The organism is Pseudomonas sp. BN417 (assembly GCF_029871205.1).
Lineage (GTDB): Bacteria > Pseudomonadota > Gammaproteobacteria > Pseudomonadales > Pseudomonadaceae > Metapseudomonas.
This window is the reverse complement of the sequence record NZ_SSOJ01000082.1, coordinates 1-19,286: the sequence shown is the minus strand read 5'-3', so window position 1 is coordinate 19,286 and position 19,286 is coordinate 1. Positions and strand designations below refer to the sequence as shown.

At 66.9% G+C, this 19,286-nt stretch carries 17 protein-coding genes; 7 read left to right on the top strand and 10 right to left on the bottom strand.

Annotated elements, in window-relative coordinates; translation table 11 throughout:
* Positions 1-338: 338 nt before the first annotated feature.
* The 6 genes from paaK to paaF all read right to left on the bottom strand — a co-directional run bounded on the left by paaK (position 339) and on the right by paaF (position 6,518).
* The gene (gene paaK, locus E8F11_RS09630; RefSeq protein WP_280288615.1) at positions 339-1,649 is read right to left on the bottom strand and encodes a phenylacetate--CoA ligase PaaK; all 1,311 of its coding nucleotides are present in this window, start codon (positions 1,647-1,649) and stop codon (positions 339-341) included.
* A 97-nt stretch (positions 1,650-1,746) separates the two neighbouring features.
* Entirely contained in the window at positions 1,747-2,952 is a 1,206-nt protein-coding gene (gene pcaF / locus E8F11_RS09625) for a 3-oxoadipyl-CoA thiolase (RefSeq protein ID WP_280288614.1), read from the bottom strand.
* A complete protein-coding gene (gene paaI, locus E8F11_RS09620; RefSeq protein WP_280288613.1) occupies positions 2,945-3,394 on the bottom strand; it encodes a hydroxyphenylacetyl-CoA thioesterase PaaI in 450 nt (149 codons plus the stop codon). The genes pcaF and paaI overlap by 8 nt, the downstream gene beginning before the upstream one ends.
* A complete protein-coding gene (gene paaH / locus E8F11_RS09615; protein ID WP_280288612.1) occupies positions 3,391-4,905 on the bottom strand; it encodes a 3-hydroxyacyl-CoA dehydrogenase PaaH in 1,515 nt (504 codons plus the stop codon). Before paaH ends, paaI begins: the two co-directional genes overlap by 4 nt.
* A 4-nt stretch (positions 4,906-4,909) precedes the next feature.
* Complete coding sequence (gene paaG, locus E8F11_RS09610) at positions 4,910-5,701, bottom strand: 2-(1,2-epoxy-1,2-dihydrophenyl)acetyl-CoA isomerase PaaG (RefSeq protein WP_280288611.1); 792 nt, start codon at positions 5,699-5,701, stop codon at positions 4,910-4,912.
* A gap of 43 nt (positions 5,702-5,744) precedes the next feature.
* Positions 5,745-6,518, bottom strand: a complete 774-nt coding sequence (gene paaF, locus E8F11_RS09605; protein ID WP_280288610.1) for a 2,3-dehydroadipyl-CoA hydratase PaaF — start codon at positions 6,516-6,518, stop codon at positions 5,745-5,747.
* Positions 6,519-6,924: 406 nt separating this feature from the next.
* Here paaF and paaN point away from each other — a divergent pair, with 406 nt between their 5' ends.
* From paaN to E8F11_RS09575, 6 genes are all read left to right on the top strand, one after another.
* Positions 6,925-8,604: a phenylacetic acid degradation protein PaaN gene (gene paaN, locus E8F11_RS09600; RefSeq protein WP_280288609.1), complete on the top strand. Its 1,680-nt coding sequence runs from the start codon at positions 6,925-6,927 to the stop codon at positions 8,602-8,604.
* 31 nt (positions 8,605-8,635) lie between these two features.
* Positions 8,636-9,235 carry a phenylacetic acid degradation protein PaaY gene (gene paaY, locus E8F11_RS09595; RefSeq protein WP_280288608.1) on the top strand — a complete coding sequence of 200 codons (600 nt, stop codon included), beginning with the start codon at positions 8,636-8,638 and terminating at the stop codon, positions 9,233-9,235.
* Positions 9,236-9,326: 91 nt separating this feature from the next.
* Positions 9,327-10,253, top strand: coding sequence for a phenylacetic acid degradation operon negative regulatory protein PaaX (gene paaX, locus E8F11_RS09590; protein ID WP_280288607.1), 927 nt, complete (start codon positions 9,327-9,329; stop codon positions 10,251-10,253).
* Positions 10,254-10,359: 106 nt separating this feature from the next.
* The gene (gene feaR / locus E8F11_RS09585) at positions 10,360-11,280 is read left to right on the top strand and encodes a transcriptional regulator FeaR (RefSeq protein WP_280288606.1); all 921 of its coding nucleotides are present in this window, start codon (positions 10,360-10,362) and stop codon (positions 11,278-11,280) included.
* A gap of 303 nt (positions 11,281-11,583) precedes the next feature.
* Entirely contained in the window at positions 11,584-11,985 is a 402-nt protein-coding gene (locus E8F11_RS09580; RefSeq protein WP_280288605.1) for a c-type cytochrome, read from the top strand.
* Between the two features lie 45 nt (positions 11,986-12,030).
* Positions 12,031-13,521: an aldehyde dehydrogenase family protein gene (locus tag E8F11_RS09575; RefSeq protein ID WP_280288604.1), complete on the top strand. Its 1,491-nt coding sequence runs from the start codon at positions 12,031-12,033 to the stop codon at positions 13,519-13,521.
* 199 nt (positions 13,522-13,720) lie between these two features.
* On the opposite strand, the gene E8F11_RS09570 is transcribed toward E8F11_RS09575, so the two are convergent.
* From E8F11_RS09570 to E8F11_RS09555, 4 genes are all read right to left on the bottom strand, one after another.
* Positions 13,721-15,532: a monovalent cation:proton antiporter-2 (CPA2) family protein gene (locus tag E8F11_RS09570; protein WP_280288603.1), complete on the bottom strand. Its 1,812-nt coding sequence runs from the start codon at positions 15,530-15,532 to the stop codon at positions 13,721-13,723.
* A 98-nt stretch (positions 15,533-15,630) separates the two neighbouring features.
* Positions 15,631-16,254: an isochorismate family cysteine hydrolase YcaC gene (gene ycaC, locus E8F11_RS09565; protein WP_280288602.1), complete on the bottom strand. Its 624-nt coding sequence runs from the start codon at positions 16,252-16,254 to the stop codon at positions 15,631-15,633.
* A 56-nt stretch (positions 16,255-16,310) separates the two neighbouring features.
* Complete coding sequence (locus E8F11_RS09560; protein ID WP_280288601.1) at positions 16,311-16,997, bottom strand: hydrolase; 687 nt, start codon at positions 16,995-16,997, stop codon at positions 16,311-16,313.
* A gap of 121 nt (positions 16,998-17,118) precedes the next feature.
* Entirely contained in the window at positions 17,119-17,985 is an 867-nt protein-coding gene (locus E8F11_RS09555) for a pirin family protein (protein WP_280288600.1), read from the bottom strand.
* A 96-nt stretch (positions 17,986-18,081) separates the two neighbouring features.
* Here E8F11_RS09555 and E8F11_RS09550 point away from each other — a divergent pair, with 96 nt between their 5' ends.
* Positions 18,082-18,990, top strand: a complete 909-nt coding sequence (locus tag E8F11_RS09550) for a LysR family transcriptional regulator (protein ID WP_280288616.1) — start codon at positions 18,082-18,084, stop codon at positions 18,988-18,990.
* The last annotated feature ends 296 nt before the right edge of the window (positions 18,991-19,286 follow it).

Genomic DNA, 19,286 nt, shown 5'->3' with positions numbered 1-19,286 from the left:
GCCATCCCGGCCCCACCCTCGCTGCTCGGTTTCAGACCTGTATGAGCTTCAGGTTTGCTCCGGGCTCGCCGGCTAAGTCACCCCTCGCCCGCCTGCGGGGCGAAGAGGTACGCGTTCGGAAGCACCGCTTCCGGTGCCGATGAGCGCCTGAGCGCGAAGCGATCAGGCCGGGGCGCAGGGCGGGGGCCGGGGGAGAGGGCAGCATCCGGCTGCACGGCGCCAATCAATGGCTATCAGACAATCTTGCCCATCCAGCACGAATCCAATGCCTCCCCGAAAATCCGTGAAGAACCATGAAAAAGCCCCGCATACGCGGGGCTTTTCTTCAGCTCTGGCACTTACTTGTTGCGATTGTCGTAAACGTGGCAGGCCTTGCCCTCGGAGCGTTTGAGGGAGTAGCAGGGGCGCAGGACGATGCGCGAGCTGATGCCGATGTAGGTCTTGATGTACTTGCCCAGCTCGTTGCACAGCGCCTGTTGCTGCGCCTCGCCCAGGCCTTCGTGCTCGTGCTTGAGCTCGACATGGACTTCGATGCTGTCCAGGTTGCCGTTGCGGAACAGGTGGATCTCGTAGTTCTCCGACAGCTGGCGGACTTTCAGCACCTGCTCCTCGATCTGGGTCGGGAAGACGTTGACGCCGCGGATGATCAGCATGTCGTCGCTGCGGCCGGTGATCTTGTCCATGCGCCGCATGGGCCGCGCGGTGCCCGGCAGCAGGCGGGTCAGGTCGCGGGTGCGGTAGCGGATCATCGGCAGGGCTTCCTTGGACAGCGAGGTGAACACCAGCTCGCCCAGCTGGCCGTCCGGCAGCACCTCACCGGTCACCGGGTCGATGATCTCGGGGTAGAAGTGGTCTTCCCAGATGGTCGGGCCGTCCTTGGTCTCGGCGCATTCCATGGCCACACCCGGGCCCATGATTTCCGACAGGCCGTAGATGTCCAGGGCGGTGATGCCCATGCGCTCCTCGATGGCGCGGCGCAGTTCGGCGGTCCAGGGTTCGGCGCCGAAGATGCCGAGGCGCAGGGCCAGCTTGTGCGGGTCGATGCCCTGGCGCTCGATCTCGTCGGCCAGGTTCAGCATGTAGGAGGGGGTGACCATGATGATGTCCGGCTGGAAGTCGCGGATCAGCTGGACCTGCTTCTCGGTCTGGCCGCCGGACATGGGGATCACGGTGCAGCCCAGGCGCTCGGCGCCGTAGTGGGCGCCCAGGCCGCCGGTGAACAGGCCATAGCCATAGGAAATGTGCACCTTGTCGCCCTTGCGGCCGCCGGCGGCGCGGATCGAGCGCGCCACCACGTTGGCCCAGGTGTCGATGTCGTTCTGCGTGTAGCCGACCACGGTGGGCTTGCCGGTGGTGCCGCTGGACGCGTGGATGCGCACGATCTCGCTCTGCGGCACGGCGAACATGCCGAAGGGATAGTTGTCGCGCAGGTCGGACTTGCCGGTGAAGGGGAACTTCGCCAGGTCTTCCAGGGACTTCAGGTCATCCGGGTGCACGCCTTTTTCATCGAAGCGCTGGCGGTACAGCGGGACGTTCTCGTAGGCGTGCTTCAGGCTCCAGCGCAGGCGCTCCAACTGGTGCTGGCGCAGTTCGTCGACGCTGGCGGTTTCCATCGGGTCAAGCAAGGCGGTATTGGCAATCATGTTCATGGTTTCACTCAAATTGTTTTTGTGGGGGCCCTTGGGCCCCTGAGTGCTGAGGAAGAGGATACTCCTCACCCGTTTCGTCGATCTCGGTTCTTGCGTTTCAGAGCCTTTCAATGACCAGGGCGATGCCCTGGCCCACGCCGATGCACATGGTGCAGAGGGCGTAGCGGCCCTGGCGCTCTTCCAGTTCGTGCAGGGCGGTGGTGACCAGGCGCGCGCCGCTCATGCCCAGCGGGTGGCCGAGGGCGATGGCGCCGCCGTTGGGGTTGACCCGGGCGTCGTCGTCGGCCAGGCCGAGTTCGCGCAGCACCGCCAGGCCCTGGGCGGCGAAGGCTTCGTTGAGTTCGATGACGTCCATGTCGGCCAGGGACAGGCCGGTCAGCTCCAGCACCTTGCGAGTCGCCGGCACCGGGCCGATGCCCATGATGCGCGGCTCGACACCGGCGGTGGCCATGCCGACCACCCGCGCACGGGCCTTGAGGCCGTGGCGCTTGGCCGCTTCGGGGCTGGCCAGCAGCAGGGCGCAGGCGCCGTCGTTGACGCCCGAGGCGTTGCCGGCGGTGACGCTGCCGCCCTGGCGGAACGGCGTGCCCAGCTTGGCCAGCTGTTCCAGGGTGGTGTCGCCACGCGGATGCTCATCCTGCTCGACCAGCTTCGGCGGGCCCTTGCGCTGGGGAATCTCCACCGGGACGATTTCCTTGGCCAGGCGACCGTTGGCCTGGGCGGCGGCGGCCTTGTGCTGGCTGCGCAGGGCGAAAGCGTCCTGGTCTTCCCGGGAGATGTTGAACTGCTCGGCGACGTTTTCGGCGGTCTCCGGCATGGAGTCGATGCCGAACTGGCCCTTCAGCAGCGGGTTGACGAAGCGCCAGCCGATGGTGGTGTCGAAGATTTCTGCCTGGCGGGAGAAGGCGGTTTCCGCCTTGCCCATCACGAAGGGCGCGCGGGACATGGATTCCACGCCGCCGGCCAGCATCAGTCCGGCCTCGCCGCAGCGCAGGGCGCGGGCGGCGTTGCCGATGGCGTCCAGGCCGGAGCCGCAGAGGCGGTTCAGGGTGGTGCCGGGGACGGTCAGCGGCAGGCCGGCGAGCAGGGAAGACATGCGCGCGACGTTGCGGTTGTCTTCGCCGGCCTGGTTGGCGCAGCCGTAGATCACGTCGTCGATGGCGCTCCAGTCCAGTTCCGGGTGGCGGGCCATCAGGGCGCGGATCGGCACGGCGCCGAGGTCGTCGGCACGCACGCCGGACAGGGCGCCGGCGTAGCGGCCGATGGGCGTGCGCACGGCGTCGATTATCAAGGCGTCATTCATCAGGGTTCTCCTGCGCGAGTACCGGGCCGCGCACTTTGTAGGACTTGCCGTGGAAGAGGGCGATCAGCTGCCCGTTCTGGTTCTCGATGCGCACGTCGTAGTTGCCGGTGCGGCCGCTGCGGCTCTGCTCGGTGGCCTGGGCGGTGAGGGTGTCGCCCAGGCGCGCCGGCGCCACGTAGTCGATGCTGCAGCCGATGGCCACGGTGGCTTCGTTGTAGCTGTTGCAGGCGAAGGCGAACGCGGAGTCGGCCAGGGCGAACAGGTAACCGCCGTGGCAGGTGCCGTGGCCCTGGACCATGTCCGCGCGCACGCTCATGCCGACGCGGGCCTGGCCTGGCGCCACGGAAAGCAGGCGCATGCCCATGGCCTGGCTGGCGGCATCGCGTTCGAACAGGGCGCTGCCACAGGCTTCGGCCAGGGAAAGGGCTTCATGGTTGGTCATCGGAAGTTCCTCCCCTCGGCCACCTGGCGGCGCAGCAGCAGGGAAGGGCGGTAGCGCGCTTCGCCATAGGCGGCCTGGAGGTTTTCCAGGGTGCGCAGCACGGCCGGCAGGCCGATGGCGTCGGCCCAGGCCAGCGGGGCCTGCGGGTAGTTGACTCCGGCGCGCATGGCGAGGTCGATATCGGCGGCCGAGCCCACGCCCTGGAGCACGGCGTCGGCACCTTCGTTGGCGAGCATGGCCACGGTGCGCAGCACGGCGAGGCCGGGAATGTCGGCGAGTTGGCTGACCTTGAGGCCGGCGCGCTGCAGCAGGGCTACCGCCTGGTCGCGGGCGTCTGCGTTGGTAGAAGCTGCACTGGCGATGCCGAGGCGCGTGGCCTTGGCGTAGTCCAGCGCGAGGTCGATCAGCACCAGGTTGGCCAGGCCGTCTTCGCGGGCGCGTTGGCTGGCCAGGCGGCCGTCGGAGAGGGCGAGTACCGCGTCGCCCACCCGCAGCAGGCCGCTGCCGTCACGGCGCACCACCTGTACACCGGCATCGGCCAGGCGCTGCAGCAGCGGCTCGGCGACGCCCAGGCTGCCTTCCACCACGCAGGCCTCAACGGTTGCGGTGCTGGTCAGCTCCGCCGCTTGCGGGCGCTCGGCGCCCTCTGCGTAGCTGTAGAAGCCGTGCCCACTCTTGCGGCCAAGGCGGCCGGCATCCACCAGCTCCTTCTGGATCAGCGAGGGCTGGAAGCGGAAGTCGCCATAATAGGCGTCGAACACCGAGCAGGTGACGGCGTAGTTGACGTCATGGCCGATCAGGTCGGTGAGCTCGAAGGCGCCCATGCGGAAGCCGCCGGCGTCGCGCATCAGCGCGTCGAGGGTGGCGCAGTCGGCGGCGCCTTCCTGCAGCAGGCGCAGGCTCTCGGCGTAGAAGGGGCGCGCCACGCGGTTGACGATGAAGCCCGGCGTGGACTTGGTGTGCACGGGCTGTTTGCCCCAGGCCTTGGCGGTTTCGTACAGGCCTTCGGCCAGGGCCGGGTCGCTGGCCAGGCCCGAGACGATTTCCACCAGGGCCATCAGCGGCGCCGGGTTGAAGAAGTGCATGCCGATCACCCGGCCCGGATGCTGGAGGCCGGCGGCCAGGCTGGTGATGGACAGGGACGAGGTGTTGCTGGCGAGGATGCAGTCCTGGCCGCAGACGTCTTCCAGCTGGCGCAGCAGGCCGCGCTTGACCTCCAGGTTCTCGACTATGGCCTCGATCACCAGGCTGGTGCCGGCCAGGGCCTCGATGGCCTCCGCCGGTTGCAGGCGGGCGACGATGGCGGCGCGGGCGTCGCTGCTGAGCTTGCCTTTCTCCACCAGGCGGCCGAGCTGGCGGTCGATGCCGTCGATGGCCTGGGCGGCGGCGCCGGGGCGGTTGTCATACAGCTTGACCGGGTGGCCGGCTTGGGCCGCCACCTGGGCGATGCCGGCACCCATGGCGCCGGCGCCGATCACGGCGATTGTTGCGGAGGTGTTCAGGGCGGGCATGTGCTCAGCGTCCTTTGAAAGCCGGGGTGCGCTTTTCCATGAAGGCGCTGACGCCTTCGCGGTAGTCCTCGCTGCGGCCGGCCAGGCGTTGCAGGTCGCGTTCGAGGTCCAGCTGCTCGTCGAAGCTGTTGTTCAGGCTGGCGTTGAGGCCGCGCTTGATCAGGGCCAGGCCGTAGGTGGGCTGGGTGGCCAGGTGGCGGGCGAGCTTCAGGGCTTCTTCGCGCAGGGCGGCATCGTCCACCACGCGGTAGATCAGGCCCCATTGCTCGGCCTGTTCGGCAGTCAGGCGATCACCCAGCAGGGCCAGGGCCTTGGCGCGGGCCATGCCGACCAGGCGCGGCAGGGTCCAGGTTCCGCCGGAATCCGGGATCAGGCCGATCTTGCAGAAGGCCTGGATGAAGCTGGCGGAGCGGGCGGCCAGGACCAGGTCGCAGGCCAGCGGGATGTTGGCGCCGGCGCCGGCGGCCACGCCGTTCACCGCGCAGATCACCGGCAGCGGCAGGTCGCGCAGGGTGCGGATCAGCGGGTTGTAGAACTTCTCGATGGATTCGCCGAGGTCCGGTGCGGCGGCGCCCGGGGCGACATTGCGATCGCCCAGGTCCTGGCCTGCGCAGAAGCCACGGCCTTCAGCGGTCAGCAGCAGCACGCGCACCTCGGGGTTCTGGCGCACCTGCTTGAGGGCTTCGCGGACCTCGCCATGCATCTGGGCGTTGAAGCTGTTCAGTTGCTCCGGGCGGTTGAGGCTGAGGGTGGCGACGCCAGCCTCGATGGAAAACAGGATGTGCTCGAAGTTCATGGGCAAGGGCGCTCCAGGTCAGTCGAAAGAGGTCGGTCAGCGATTACTGGCCGGTGAATTCGGGGCGGCGCTTTTCCTGGAAGGCGCGGATGCCTTCCTCGCGGTCGCGGGTGCCGGCCAGCAAGGTGAAGGCGTGGCGCTCGAAGCGCAGGCCGCTGGCGAGGTCGGTGTCCTCGGCCTTGAGCAGGGCTTCCTTGGCCAGGCGTACGGCCAGCGGGGCCTTCTGGGCGATCACGCGGGCGATGGCGATGGCCCGCTCGACGGTGAATTCCGGCTGGGTCACTTCGCTGACCAAGCCTGCGCGCTGGGCGTGGCGGGCGTCGATGGCCTCGCCGGTGAGGACCATCTGCATGGCCAGGGACTTGCCCACGGCACGCAGCAGGCGCTGGGTGCCACCGGCGCCGGGCATGATCCCGAGGTTGATCTCCGGCTGGCCGAAGCGGGCGTCTTCGCCGGCGATGAGGATGTCGGCGTGCATGGCCAGTTCGCAGCCGCCGCCCAGGCAGAAGCCATTGACGGCGGCGATCAGCGGCTTGCTGAAACGGGTAATGCGCTGCCAGTGGGCCAGGCGCGGGTCATTGAGGATGCCGACCAGGTCGCGCTCGGCCATTTCCTTGATATCGGCGCCGGCGGCGAAGGCCTTGCGGCTGCCGGTGATCACCACGACGCGGGTCTCGGCGTCCTGCTCGGCGGCGTCCAGTTCGGCAGCCAGCTCACCCAGCAACTCGGTATTGAGGGCGTTGAGCGCCTCCGGACGCTGCAGGGTGATCAGGCGGACACCCTGCTCGGGCGGCAGGACGGCAAGGGTACGAGGCATGTCGACTGTCCTCAGGTGCACGCGCGGCCTTGAATCAGCCGCTCTTATTAGTGGATTCGGGGTGGCCCCTTCCTGTGTCGTCCGACGCGCAGGGCGGGGCGACTTTGGCCGGAGTATACCCACAAAGCGATACAAAACAACTGCAACACATATGATTTATGTGTCTCATATGTCGAGCTTTTACTACCAAAGGACAGATCGCCAACGCCGGGCCGTGGCTGTGTACTGCGATTTTAAAGGGGGTTCATGGCTCGTGATCAGAAGAGGAGGGTGCCGATGACCGGTCGTCATTCGATACAGTCTTTGGTCCTTTTCTGATTCATATTGATGTGATACAAAATTCTCCATCGAGCGAATCGCTTTGCGCCACCTTGTGGCCCCACCTGCCTTGTTGAGGAGTTCTTCCATGTCGACCACCGCCCGCGCCGCCGCCCTCGAGCTGTTCGAGCACCATCGCGGCACCCTCGAACGCGCCGTCCAGGCGATCGCCGAGCGCGGCTACTGGTCGCCCTTCCCGGAAAGCCTCAAGCAGTACCCGGAGGAAGTGGTGAAGGGCGCCCAGGGCGCATTCGAGGCGCTGCTCGGCCAACACTTCGCCCTGGCCGGCCCGCAGCCGGTGGGCTGCGCCGGCGCCGAACGTTCGCCCTATGGCTTCGACTTGAATGTGAGCTATGACCAGTACGATGCGGATCAACTGCTGTCGCGCCTGCAGGCGGCGCTGCCGGCCTGGCGCGATGCCGGGCCCAAGGCGAGGCTTGGCGCCTGCCTGGAGATCCTCCAGCGCCTCAATGCCCTGAGCCCGACCCTGGCCCATGCGGTGATGCACACCAGCGGCCAGGCCTACATGATGGCCTTCCAGGCCGGTGGCCCCCATGCCCAGGACCGTGGCCTGGAGGTGCTGGCCTATGCCTGGCGCGCCATGAACGAGGTGCCGGAGGCGGCGCGCTGGAGCAAACCCCAGGGCAAGCAGGACCCGCTGGTGCTGGACAAGCGCTGGCATATAGTCCCGCGCGGCCTGTCCCTGGTGATCGCCTGCTCCACGTTCCCCACCTGGAACACCTATCCGGGCCTGTTCGCCAGCCTGGCCACCGGCAATCCGGTGCTGGTCAAGGCCCACCCCGGCGCGATCCTGCCGGTGGCCATGAGCGTCAAGGTGGCCCAGGAGGTACTGGCCGAGCTCGGCTTCGACCCGACCCTGGTGAGCCTGGTGGTGGACACCCCGGAGGCGCCGGTGAGCCAGCGCCTGGCCCTGGACCCGCGCGTCAAGCTGGTCGACTTCACCGGCTCCAACGCCTTCGGCAACTGGCTGGAAGACAACGCCCGCCAGGCCCAGGTCTTCACCGAGAAGGCCGGCATCAATAGCGTGATCATCGACAGCGTGCGCGACATCAAGGCCGTGGCGCGCAACCTGGCCTTCTCCCTCAGCCTGTATTCCGGGCAGATGTGCACCACCACCCAGGCCATCTACGTGCCGCGCGGCGGCATCCGCAACGGCGACGAACAGCTGTCCTTCGACGAGGTGGCGCAAGCCCTGGCCGGCGCCGTGCGCAGCTTCCTCGCCGACAACGAACGTGCCTGCGCGGTGATCGGCGCCATCCAGTCCGAGACCACAGCCGAGCGCATCCAGGCCTGTCGCCAACTGGGTGAAGTGTTGCTGGACAGTGAAGCCCGCGAGCATCCGCAGTTCCCCGGCGCGCGCATCCACACGCCGCTGCTGCTCAAGGTCGACGCGGCCGACCGCGAGGCATACTCCGAGGAGCGCTTCGGCCCCATCGCCTTCGTCATCGCCACCGACGACACCGAACACAGCCTGCGCCTGGCCGGCGAGGTGATCGCCGAGAAGGGCGCGCTGACCCTGGGCGTGTACTCCACCGACGACAGCGTGCTGGACCGCGCCGAACAACTGTCCCAGGACGTTGCCGTGGCCTTGTCGATCAATTTCGACGGTGGCGTCTTCGTCAACCAATCCGCCGCCTTCAGCGACTTCCACGCCAGCGGCGGCAATCCGGCGGCCAATGCCTCCATCACCGACGGTGCCTTTGTCGCCCGGCGTTTCGTCACCGTGCAGAGCCGCCGCCACGCGTAGGCACAACACAAGAAAAACCAAGGAGCGCCCGATGACCTGCTACAGCCTCGATGGCCTGACCCCGGTGGTCCACCCCACCGCCTATGTGCACCCCACTGCCGTGCTGATCGGCGACGTGATCATCGGCCCGGGCTGCTATGTCGGCCCGCTGGCCAGCCTGCGCGGCGATTTCGGCCGGATCGTCCTGGAGGAAGGCGCCAATATCCAGGACACCTGCGTGATGCACGGCTTCCCCGACAGCGACACGGTGGTCGAGCGCAATGGCCACATCGGCCACGGCGCCGTGCTGCACGGCTGCCGCATCGGCGAGGATGCCCTGGTGGGGATGAACGCGGTGGTGATGGACAACGCGCGCATCGGCGCGCGCTCCTTCGTTTCCGCCACCGCTTTCGTCAAGGCCGGCTTCAGCTGCGAGGAGCAGTGCCTGGTGATGGGCTCGCCGGCCCAGGTCAAGCGCCGGCTCAGCGACGAGGAAGTGGCCTGGAAACAGGCCGGCACCCGCGAATACCAGTTGCTCGCCCAGCGCTGCCTGGAGAGCCTGGTGGCCTGCGAGCCGCTGGCGGAGATGGAGGCTGACCGGCCGCGCATCGCCGACCGAGGCCTGCGTCCAAAGGGTACTTCGTCGCAATGAGGGCGGTCTTCGCACACCGGGGGCTTTCCCCAATGGTCATGCCGAGGAGCCTGCGGGTATATTCGGCATCTTTTCCGTTTCCAGTATGCCCATGACTTCGCTCGTGCCCTTGGACCAACTCGTCACCCGCTTCCAGCAGCAGACGCCGATCCGTGCCAGTTCGCTGATCATCACCCTCTATGGCGATGCCATCGAGCCCCATGGCGGCACCGTCTGGCTGGGCAGCCTGATCCAGCTGCTGGAGCCCATGGGCATCAACGAGCGGCTGATCCGCACCTCCATCTTCCGTCTCACCAAGGAAGGCTGGCTGAGTGCGGAAAAGGTTGGCCGGCGCAGTTACTACAGCCTGACCGGCGCCGGTCGGCGGCGTTTCGAGAAGGCCTTCAAGCGGGTCTACAGCTCCAATGTGCCGGCCTGGGATGGCGCCTGGTCCCTGGTGGTGCTCTCGCAGCTGCCCCAGGACAAGCGCAAACAGGTGCGCGAGGAGCTGGAGTGGCAAGGTTTTGGTGCGATCTCGCCCACCGTGCTGGCCAATCCGCGTTGCGACCGGGTAGACCTGAGCGCCACCCTGCAGGAGCTGGATGCCCTGGAGGACAGCATCCTGTTCGAGACCCGTTCCCAGGACGTGCTCGCCTCCAAGGCCCTGCGCATGCAGGTTCGCGAGAGCTGGAACATCGATGAACTGGGTACGCACTACAGTGAGTTCATCCAGCTGTTCCGCCCGCTCTGGCAGGCGCTGCGCGAACAGGAAAACAACTTGCAGCCGGCCGATTGCTTCCTGGCCCGGACCTTGCTCATCCACGAATACCGCAAATTGCTGCTGCGCGACCCGCAACTCCCCGACGAACTGTTGCCGGGCGATTGGGAAGGCCGCGCGGCGCGCCAGTTGTGCCGCAACATCTACCGACTCATCTATGCCAAGGCAGAGGAATGGCTGAACGCGGCGCTGGAAACCGCGGACGGCCCGTTGCCGGATGCCGGCGAGAACTTCTATCAGCGTTTCGGTGGATTGAAGTAGCCGGGCCGCCTTTCGGTGGCCCATCACGGACGAGGTAAACCCGGCCTGCCATGTCGTCAGGCCGGACAACGACAAGAACAATGCCTAACGTGAGGCTGAGAGAGCCATGACGACTGCACAAGCACTGAGGTCAGACCACTTCGACGAGTGGCTGCAAGGTATCAACCAGGTCTGCGGGCGCTTCGGTGCCAAGCTGCTGGGCTCGGAATTTTCCGGAGCCATCCGCGAGTACAAGGCCGGTGCCATCAAGCTGAGCTTCGTGGACGTTGCCCAGGCACGCCTGTTCCGCACCCAGAAGGAAGTGGCGCAGAGCGACGGCAAGCACTTCTACCTGGCCATCCAGCTGAACGGCCATGCCGGCATGGAGCAGAGCGGCAACAGCATCGAGATGGGGCCCGGCGACATCACCCTGATCGACTCCACCCTGCCCAGCGATTTCGTCTACCGCGAGAACTCCTGCCAGCTGTCGCTGATCCTGCCGCGCCATATGGTGGAGCAGGGCCTGCGTTTCTCCGGTGTACGCTGCGCCCAGCGCATCCCGGCCAGCTCGCCGGTGGCGGTGCTGGCGAACCGGCTGATCCTCGAATCAACCCGCCAGGCCAGCCTCAGCCTGCCGGAAAGCGAAGCCACGCTGGAGGCGGTGGTCAGTCTGCTGCGTCCGGCCATCGGCGCTGCCGAGGCCGAGCAGGACGTGCACGAACGCATGTTCCGCAAGACCCTGCGCTTCATCGACGAGAACATCTGCGCCGAAGAGCTCTGCCCCGAGACCATTGCCCGCGAAGTGGGCGTATCGGTGCGCGGGCTGTACCGCATGTTCGCCAGGAAGGGCCTGGTGGTGGCCCAGTACATCAAGAACCGCCGCCTCGACTTCTGCGCCGAGAGCCTGCGCCACGCCACCGCCGAGCAGAAGCTCTCGGCCCTGGGCTATGCCTGGGGCTTCACCGATTCCAGCTACTTCTCCACCGCGTTCAAGGCCCGCTTCGGCGTGTCGCCCAGCGAGTACCGCAAGCGGTACAGCCAGGGTTGATCGCATAGAGGCGGCAAGGAATCGCTTTTCCTGTGGGGGCGATTTCAATCGCTGAGCAGGACGGAGTCCTGCCCTGGGGGCTCCATGGGGCAGCTGCGCTGCCCTTAGCGAATGAATTCGCCCCCACAGGTGTTTGCCCTCCATCGCTGATCGCCCACACCTGGCAGCCCTGCCAACACGACTGGCACAGACAGAAAAACCTCGATTCCCCGCAGCGCCGAGAATCCGGACATCGGCCCTGTTTCCGCGCGTGACTTTCCGACCGCGCGGGCAGGGCCAGTGGATGATCGAGGTGTTGATTCGATGCAAGAACGCAAGACAGGGCGCATCGCCGGGCTGGCCACCGTATTGGCGCTGGTACTGACGCAATCGGCGCTGGCGGCGGACTGCGCGCCGGCCCAGGTGGAAAAGGGGGCGGCGCTGTTCGGCAGCGACTGCTCCGTTTGCCATTCGGCCAAGGCCGACGGCCCGGCCATGATGGGGCCGAACCTGCACGGCCTTTATGGCCGCACGTCCGGCAGCCTGGCCGGCTTCAGCTACTCCCAGGCGATGAAGGCCAAAGCGGTGGACTGGCAACTGGACAGCCTGGAGCAGTTCATCGCCCAGCCCCAGGCCTTCGTCGGCGGTACCTACATGCCCTATGCCGGAATGGCCAGCGCCGACGACCGTCGCGCGGTCGGCTGCTTCCTGGGCGCACAGAAATGACGGCGCCGGGCAGGCGCCCGGCCAAACGGATGAAGAGGATAAAGCATGAGCAAGGTTGAAATCCTGCCGCAGGTGGCGGCATTCCTGGAGCGCCGCCACGGCTGCTTCATCGACGGCCAGTGGGTGCTGCCGGAAGGCCCGACCACGCAGGTCTTGAACCCCGCCACCGGCGAAGCCATCGCCGCCGTGCCGGACGTGCCGCTGGAGTACCTGGAGCAGGCCGTGCAGTCCGCCCACAAGGCGTTCAAGTCCCGCGTCTGGTCCGGCCTGCGCCCGGCCGACCGCGAGCGCATCCTGCTGCGCTTCACCGCCCTGGTGGAGGAGCACGCCGAAGAACTGGCCCAGTTGGAAACCCTGAGCCAGGGCAAGTCGATCAACATCTCGCGCATGCTGGATGTCGGCGCCACCGTCGAGTTCATGCGCTACATGTCCGGCTGGGCCACCAAGATCGAAGGCCAGACCCTGGACGTGTCCATCCCGATCCCGCCGGGTTCGCGCTTCACCGCCTTCGCCCGTCGTGAGCCGGTGGGCGTGGTGGCCGGCATCGTGCCGTGGAACTTCCCGCTGATGATCACCACCTGGAAGCTGATGCCGGCGCTGGCCTGCGGCTGCACCGTGGTCATCAAGCCGGCCAGCGAGACCCCGCTGACCGCCCTGCGCCTGGCCGAGCTGGCCCTTGAGGCGGGCATTCCGGCCGGCGTGTTCAACGTCATCACCGGCGGTGGCAGCACCGTGGGCAATGCCCTGGCGTCGCACCCGCTGATCAGCAAGGTGTCCTTCACCGGCTCCACCGCGGTGGGCAAGAGCGTCGGCGTGGCCTGCATGGAGAACATGACCCGCTTCGCCCTGGAACTGGGCGGCAAGAACCCGATGATCCTGCTGGAAGACGCCGACGTGGAGAAGGCGGTGCAGGGCGCACTGCTCGGCGGCCTGCTGAACCAGGGCCAGGTCTGCGCGGCGGCGTCGCGCTTCTATGTGCACCAGTCCCTCTACGAGGAATTCGTCCAGGGCCTGGCCGCCGCGGTGAAGGGCCTGTCCATCGGCCCGGGCATGGACCAGGAGGCGGCGATCAACCCGCTGGTGTCGCGCAAGCAGCAGCAGAACGTGCTCAAGCACATCGACCTGGCCCGCCAGGAAGGCGCCCGCGTGGTGGCAGGTGGCGAGCGCCTGGAAGGCGAGGGCTTCTTCGTCCAGCCCACGGTGCTGGCGGACGTGAACCACGACATGACCGTGGCCCGCGAAGAGGTGTTCGGCCCGGTGCTCTCGGTGATCCCCTTCACCGACGAGGACGCCATGATCGAACTGGCCAACGACAGCCCCTACGGCCTGGCGGCGAGCCTCTGGACCAACGACCTGTCCAAGGCGATGAACCTGGTGCCGCGCATCGAAGCCGGCACCGTCTGGGTCAACGCCCACGTGCTGCTGGACCCGAACATGCCGTTCGGCGGCGTCAAGCAATCGGGCATGGGCCGCGAGTTCGGCCGTGCGGTGATCGAGGCTTACACCGAGCTGAAGTCGGTCTGCATCGCCCACTGAGCAAGACCCTCGATTTCCGGCAGGCGCTTCACGCCTGCCGGTTTTTTTTGTGGGCGCCCGGTACGGGAATGCTTCTGCTTTTTTGTGGGGGCGAATTCATTCGCTTTGGGCAGCGCAGCTGCCCCCTTGAAAGTTGTAGGGCAGGACTTCGTCCTGCATAGCGAATGAATTCGCCCCCACAAGTAACGACCTTCGGTCGTTACTTCACCCCCCTGTCCTCGATCAGGTCGGCATCGAACAGGTGTTCCAGTTCGGCGCGGGCTTCGCGGGCGGTCTGGATCACCGCGGCGTCGTCGTCGTAGACCTTGTGCTGGGCCGCCAGCACTTCTTCGTCATGGCGCTGGAAGCGCCTGATCCGCGCCGCCGCCTGCTCCTCGTCCAGGCCGAGGCCGAGTAGCGCCTGGTGGCTCATCTCCAGGGCGGAGTGGAAGGTCTCGCGCACCGGTACGGCGCCCAGGTCGAGCAGGCGGTGCACATGCTGGCGGTTGCGCGCACGGGCGATGACCTTGATATGGGGGTACAGCTGCTTCACCAGTTCGGCGGTCTTGAGGTTGGTGTCCGGGTCGTCGGTGGCGATGATCAGGAACTCGGCCTTGTCCACCTTGGCCGCGCGGAGGATTTCCGGGCGCAGCGGGTCGCCGTAGAACACCGGCATGTGGCCCAGGCTCAGGCTGCGGCCGTAGTCGATCATCTCCACCGCCGTATCGAGAGCCACATAGGGCACCCGCTGGGCGCGCAGCACCCGCGCGACGATCTGGCCCATGCGGCCCATGCCGGCGATCACCACGCGCGGCTCATCGCTGTCGATGCGGGCGTATTCCTCCGGCACGGCAACGGGTGACGGTTTGGCCTTGAAGACCCGGAACAGGCCCAGTACCAGCAGCGGCGTGACGGCCATGGAGAGGGTGATGCTGAGCACCAGCAGGCCGTGCAGGCGGGTGTCGACCAGGCCCTGTTCGTGGGCCACCTTGAACACGACGAAGGCGAACTCGCCACCAGCGGCCAGGATGATGCCCAGGCGCAGCGCATGAACGCGGTCCAGCCCACCGGCGAGGTGCCCCACCAGATAGAGCAGGGGCAGCTTCAGCAGCATCAGCAGTACGGTCAGGACCAGCACCGCGAAGGGCTCGTTCAGCAGCAGGCCGAGATCCGCGCTCATGCCCACGCTCATGAAGAACAGGCCCAGCAGCAGGCCCTTGAACGGTTCGATCTGGGCCTCCAGCTCGTGGCGGTATTCCGAGTCCGCCAGTAGCAGGCCGGCGATGAAGGCGCCGAGGGCCATGGACACGCCGGCCAGTTCCATCAGCCAGGCCGTACCGATCACCACCAGCAGCGAGGTGGCGGTCGAGACTTCCTTCAACCCCGCCTTCAGCACGATGCGGAACACCGGCCGCAGCAGGTAACGACCGCCGATGATCACCGCGCCGATGCTGCCCACCGCCAGGAGGATGTCCCGCAATTCGACCTTCCCGGCGTCCAGGTGGCCGGCACCGGCGAGCAGCGGCAGCAGGGCGATCAAGGGAATGGCGGCGATGTCCTGGAACAGCAGGATGGCGAAGGTCAGCCGGCCGTGGGGGCTGGTGAGTTCCTTGCGTTCGGCGAGTATCTGCAGGCCGAAGGCGGTGGATGAGAGCGCCAGGCCGAAGCCCAGCACGGCCGCGGTGTTCAGGGGACGGGAGAACACCAGCCAGGCTACCGAGCCAATGGCCAGGGCGGTGAGCAGCACCTGGGCCAGCCCGACGCCGAACACCGATCGGCGCATCACCCAGAGGCGCCTGGGCGAGAGTTCCAGGCCGATGATGAAGAGCAGCAGCACCACGCCCAGTTCGGAGACGTGGGCCACGCTCTCGGGGTCGGTGACCAGGCCCAGCACCGAGGGGCCGATCAGCACCCCGGCCAGCAGGTAGCCCAGTACCGCCCCCAGTTGCAGGCGCTTGGCCAGGGGAACGGTGATAACGGCTGCGAACAGGAACACCACCGCTGCCTGCAACAGGCTGCCGTCATGGGGCATGAGTCACTCCTTGGTCCATTGCGTGGGGGCGACATCTTAGAGCAGGGCGGGGCGTTGGGGCAGGGCGCCGCGCCGATACGGCGCGGCCCCCGTGCGGCTCACTTGGCGGTGAGGGTGCTGTAGCTGGTGATGAGGTTGCGGTAGTCGGGGATGTGGTTGGAGAACAGCGCGGCCAGGCCTTCGATGTCGTTGCGCCAGTCACGGTGCAGTTCGCAGGCCACGCCGAACCAGGTCATCAGTTGAGCGCCGGCGGCCTCCATCCGGCGCCAGGCGGCGTCACGGGTGACTTCGTTGAAGGTGCCGGAGGCGTCGGCGACCACGAACACCTCGAAGCCTTCCTCGAGGGCGGACAGCGCCGGGAAGGCTACGCAGACCTCGGTGACCACGCCAGCGATGATCAGCTGCTTCTTGCCGGTGGCCTTCACCGCCTTCACGAAGTCCTCGTTGTCCCAGGCGTTGATGTTGCCGGGGCGGGCGATGTAGGGCGCGTCGGGGAACTGCTCCTTGAGCTCCGGCACCAGGGGGCCGTTGGGGCCGGTTTCGAAGCTGGTGGTGAGGATGGTGGGCAACTTGAAGTACTTGGCCAGGTCGCCCAGGGCCAGGACGTTGTTCTTGAACTTGTCGGGCTCGATGTCCCGTACCAGCGAGAGCAGGCCGGCCTGGTGATCGACCAGGAGCACGGCGGCGTTGTTCTTGTCCAGACGCTTGTATTGGAAAGCCATGGTGAATCTCCTTGCTGCGGTAGGTCGTCCGCCCTTGTGGGGCGGACAGCTCGGGGTCAGCGCTGGGAATCCAGCACTTCGTTGTCTTTGGCCACCTGCTGCGCCTTCATGTAGCTCTCGATCAGCAGTTGGTAGTGCGGGAACACTTGACTATAGGCGGCCGCCCACTGGGCTGCGTCCGGACGGTTCCAGCTGCGCTGGACCTCGGAGCAGACGGCGGCGGTATCCATGGGCACCACGCCAGCCTGGACGACGCGCGCCAGGGTGATCTCCTGGGCCATCTTGGAGTAGGTGCCTGACGCGTCGATGACAGCGAAAACCCGGTAGCCGGCGTTGACCGCGCTGATGCTGGGGAACGCCATGCACACGCTGGTGATGGTGCCGGCGATGATCAGCGTCTTGCGCCCGGTCTTCTCCACCGCCGCGACGAATTCGGGGTTGTCCCAGGCGTTGATCTCGCCCTTGCGCGCCACGTACTGGGCGTGGGGCGCGGCTTCGTGGATCTCCGGAATCAGCGGGCCGTTGGGGCCTTGCGGCACCGAGGCGGTGGTGATGACCGGCATCTTGGCCAGGGTGGCGACCTTCGCCAGGGTGATGGCGTTTGCGCGCAGCTCGGTCATGGGCATGTCCTTGACCGTCTGGAACAGGCCGCTCTGATGATCGATCAGCAGCATCGCGGAATCATCGGGGTCAATCCGCGGGATCTGGCCGTTGAAATTGGCGACTTGGGTAAAGTTGCTCATGGCTTCTTTCCTCGTTCTCAGGGTAATGGCCGTCCTGGCCAACGCGGACGAATCCGCAGGCCCACAAATCCGTCGTGGGGGTTAACCAGACTAGGCAACGGCCAAGTCCGGCGTGTGACCGTCAGTCGTCCATGCGACCGAACTCGCCGGCCCGGAAGGCCTCGATGGCCTGGCGTATCTCTGCCTGACTGTTCATCACGAAGGGCCCGTAGCCGACGATCGGCTCGTCGATGGGCTCGCCGGAGAGCAGCAACACCAGGGCTTCGTTGTTGGCTTCCAGCAGCAACTCGTCGCCTTCGGGCTCGAACAGCGCCAGCTGGCCTTCACGCACCAGTTCCGCGCCATTCACCAGCAGGGTGCCGCGCAGCACCACCAGCGCCGTGTTGCGACCGGGCTCCAGGCCGAGGTTCACCGGCTTGCCGGGGTTCAGGCGGATATCCCAGACGTCCATGTCCGTGAAGGTGCGCGCCGGGCCCTGCCGGCCGGCGAACTCGCCGGCGATCAGGCGCAGGCTGCCGGCCTCTTCCGGCAGCGGCAGGGTGGGGATATCGGCGTCGAGGAGGGTCTGGTAGCCGGGCGCGGCCAGCTTGTCGCGGGCTGGCAGGTTGACCCAGAGCTGGACCATCTCCAGGGTGCCGCCGCTACGGGTGAAGGCTTCGGAATGGAACTCCTCGTGGAGGATGCCCGAGGCCGCCGTCATCCACTGCACGTCGCCGGGGCCGATGCGCCCGCCGGCGCCGGTGGAGTCGCGGTGTTCCAGCTCGCCCTGGTAGACGATGGTGACCGTCTCGAAACCCCGGTGCGGGTGCTGGCCGACGCCACGGGGGCGCTCGGCGGGCGCGAAGTTGGCGGGGCCTGCGTAGTCCAGCAGCAGGAAGGGGCTGATGTGCTTGCCCAGGCTGTCGTAGGAAAACAGCGTGCGAACCGGGAAGCCGTCGCCGACCCAATGGGGCCGGGGGCTGGTGTAGATACCGAGGATCTTTTTCATGGTGTACCTCCTGAAATCCATGGAGCACACCTTAGAATTGCAACGCTGGTCGCGGTAGACCGACTAAATTGGCTTCAGAGTCCTATTTGGAGAACGCTGGTGGAAGACCTCAACGACCTCTACTACTTCGCCCAGGTGGTGGAGCACGGCGGCTTCGCCCCGGCCGGGCGGGCCCTGGACATGCCCAAGTCCAAGCTCAGCCGGCGCATCGCCAACCTGGAGGAGCGCCTCGGCGTGCGCCTGATCCAGCGCTCCACGCGGCACTTCTCCGTCACCGAGATAGGCCAGGAGTATTACCGCCATTGCGTGGCCATGATGGTGGAGGCCGAGGGCGCCGCCGAGGTGATCGAACGCAACCGCTCCGAGCCCCAGGGCGTGGTGCGCATCAGCTGCCCCACGGCGCTGCTGGACTTCTGGGTGGGGCCTATGCTGACCCGCTTCATGGTGCAGTACCCGCTGGTGGAGTTGCACATCGAGAGCACCAACCGCCAGGTGGACCTCATCCAGGAAGGCATGGACGTCGCCCTGCGCGTGCGTTTCCCGCCCCTGGAGGACACCGACCTGGTGATGAAGGTGCTGGCCAACAGCACCCAGTGCCTGGTGGCCAGCCCCACCTTGCTGGAAGGCTTGCCGCAGCCGCTGGTGCCGGCGGACCTGGCCAGGCTGCCGAGTCTGCACTGGGGTGCGCCGCTGCGGGAATACATCTGGCAACTGGATGGGCCGGATGGCGCCAGCGCCGCCGTACGCCACCATCCGCGACTGGTCACCGACGACCTGCTGGTACTGCGCCAGGCCGCCGAGGCGGGGGTAGGGGTGGTCCACATGCCCTGGGTGGTGGCACGGGACGAGCTGGCCAGCGGCAAGCTGGTGCAGGTGACGCCGGACTGGGCGCCGCGGACCGGCATCGTCCATGCGGCCTTCCCGTCCCGGCGCGGGTTGCTGCCGTCGGTCAGGACCCTGATCGACTTCCTGGCGGAGGCGTTCAAGGGCAGTGATATGAGGTGAGGGATCTGCGCAGCGGCACGAGGCGCTTTTCCCGTGGGGGAGATTTCAATCGCGAAGCAGGCCGCAGGGCTGCCCTTTGAGCTTGCAAGGGGGCAACTGCGTTGCCCTTCGCGAATGAATTCGCCCCCACAAGGTAATGGTGCCGCCGAGGGGATTGGTGCGGGCTTGGGCTGCGTTCTTCCTGTGGGGGCGATTTCAATCGCGAAGCAGGCCGCAGGGCTGCCCTTCGAGCTTGCAGGGGGCAACTGCGTTGCCCTTCGCGAATGAATTCGCCCCCACAAGGTAATGGTGCCGCC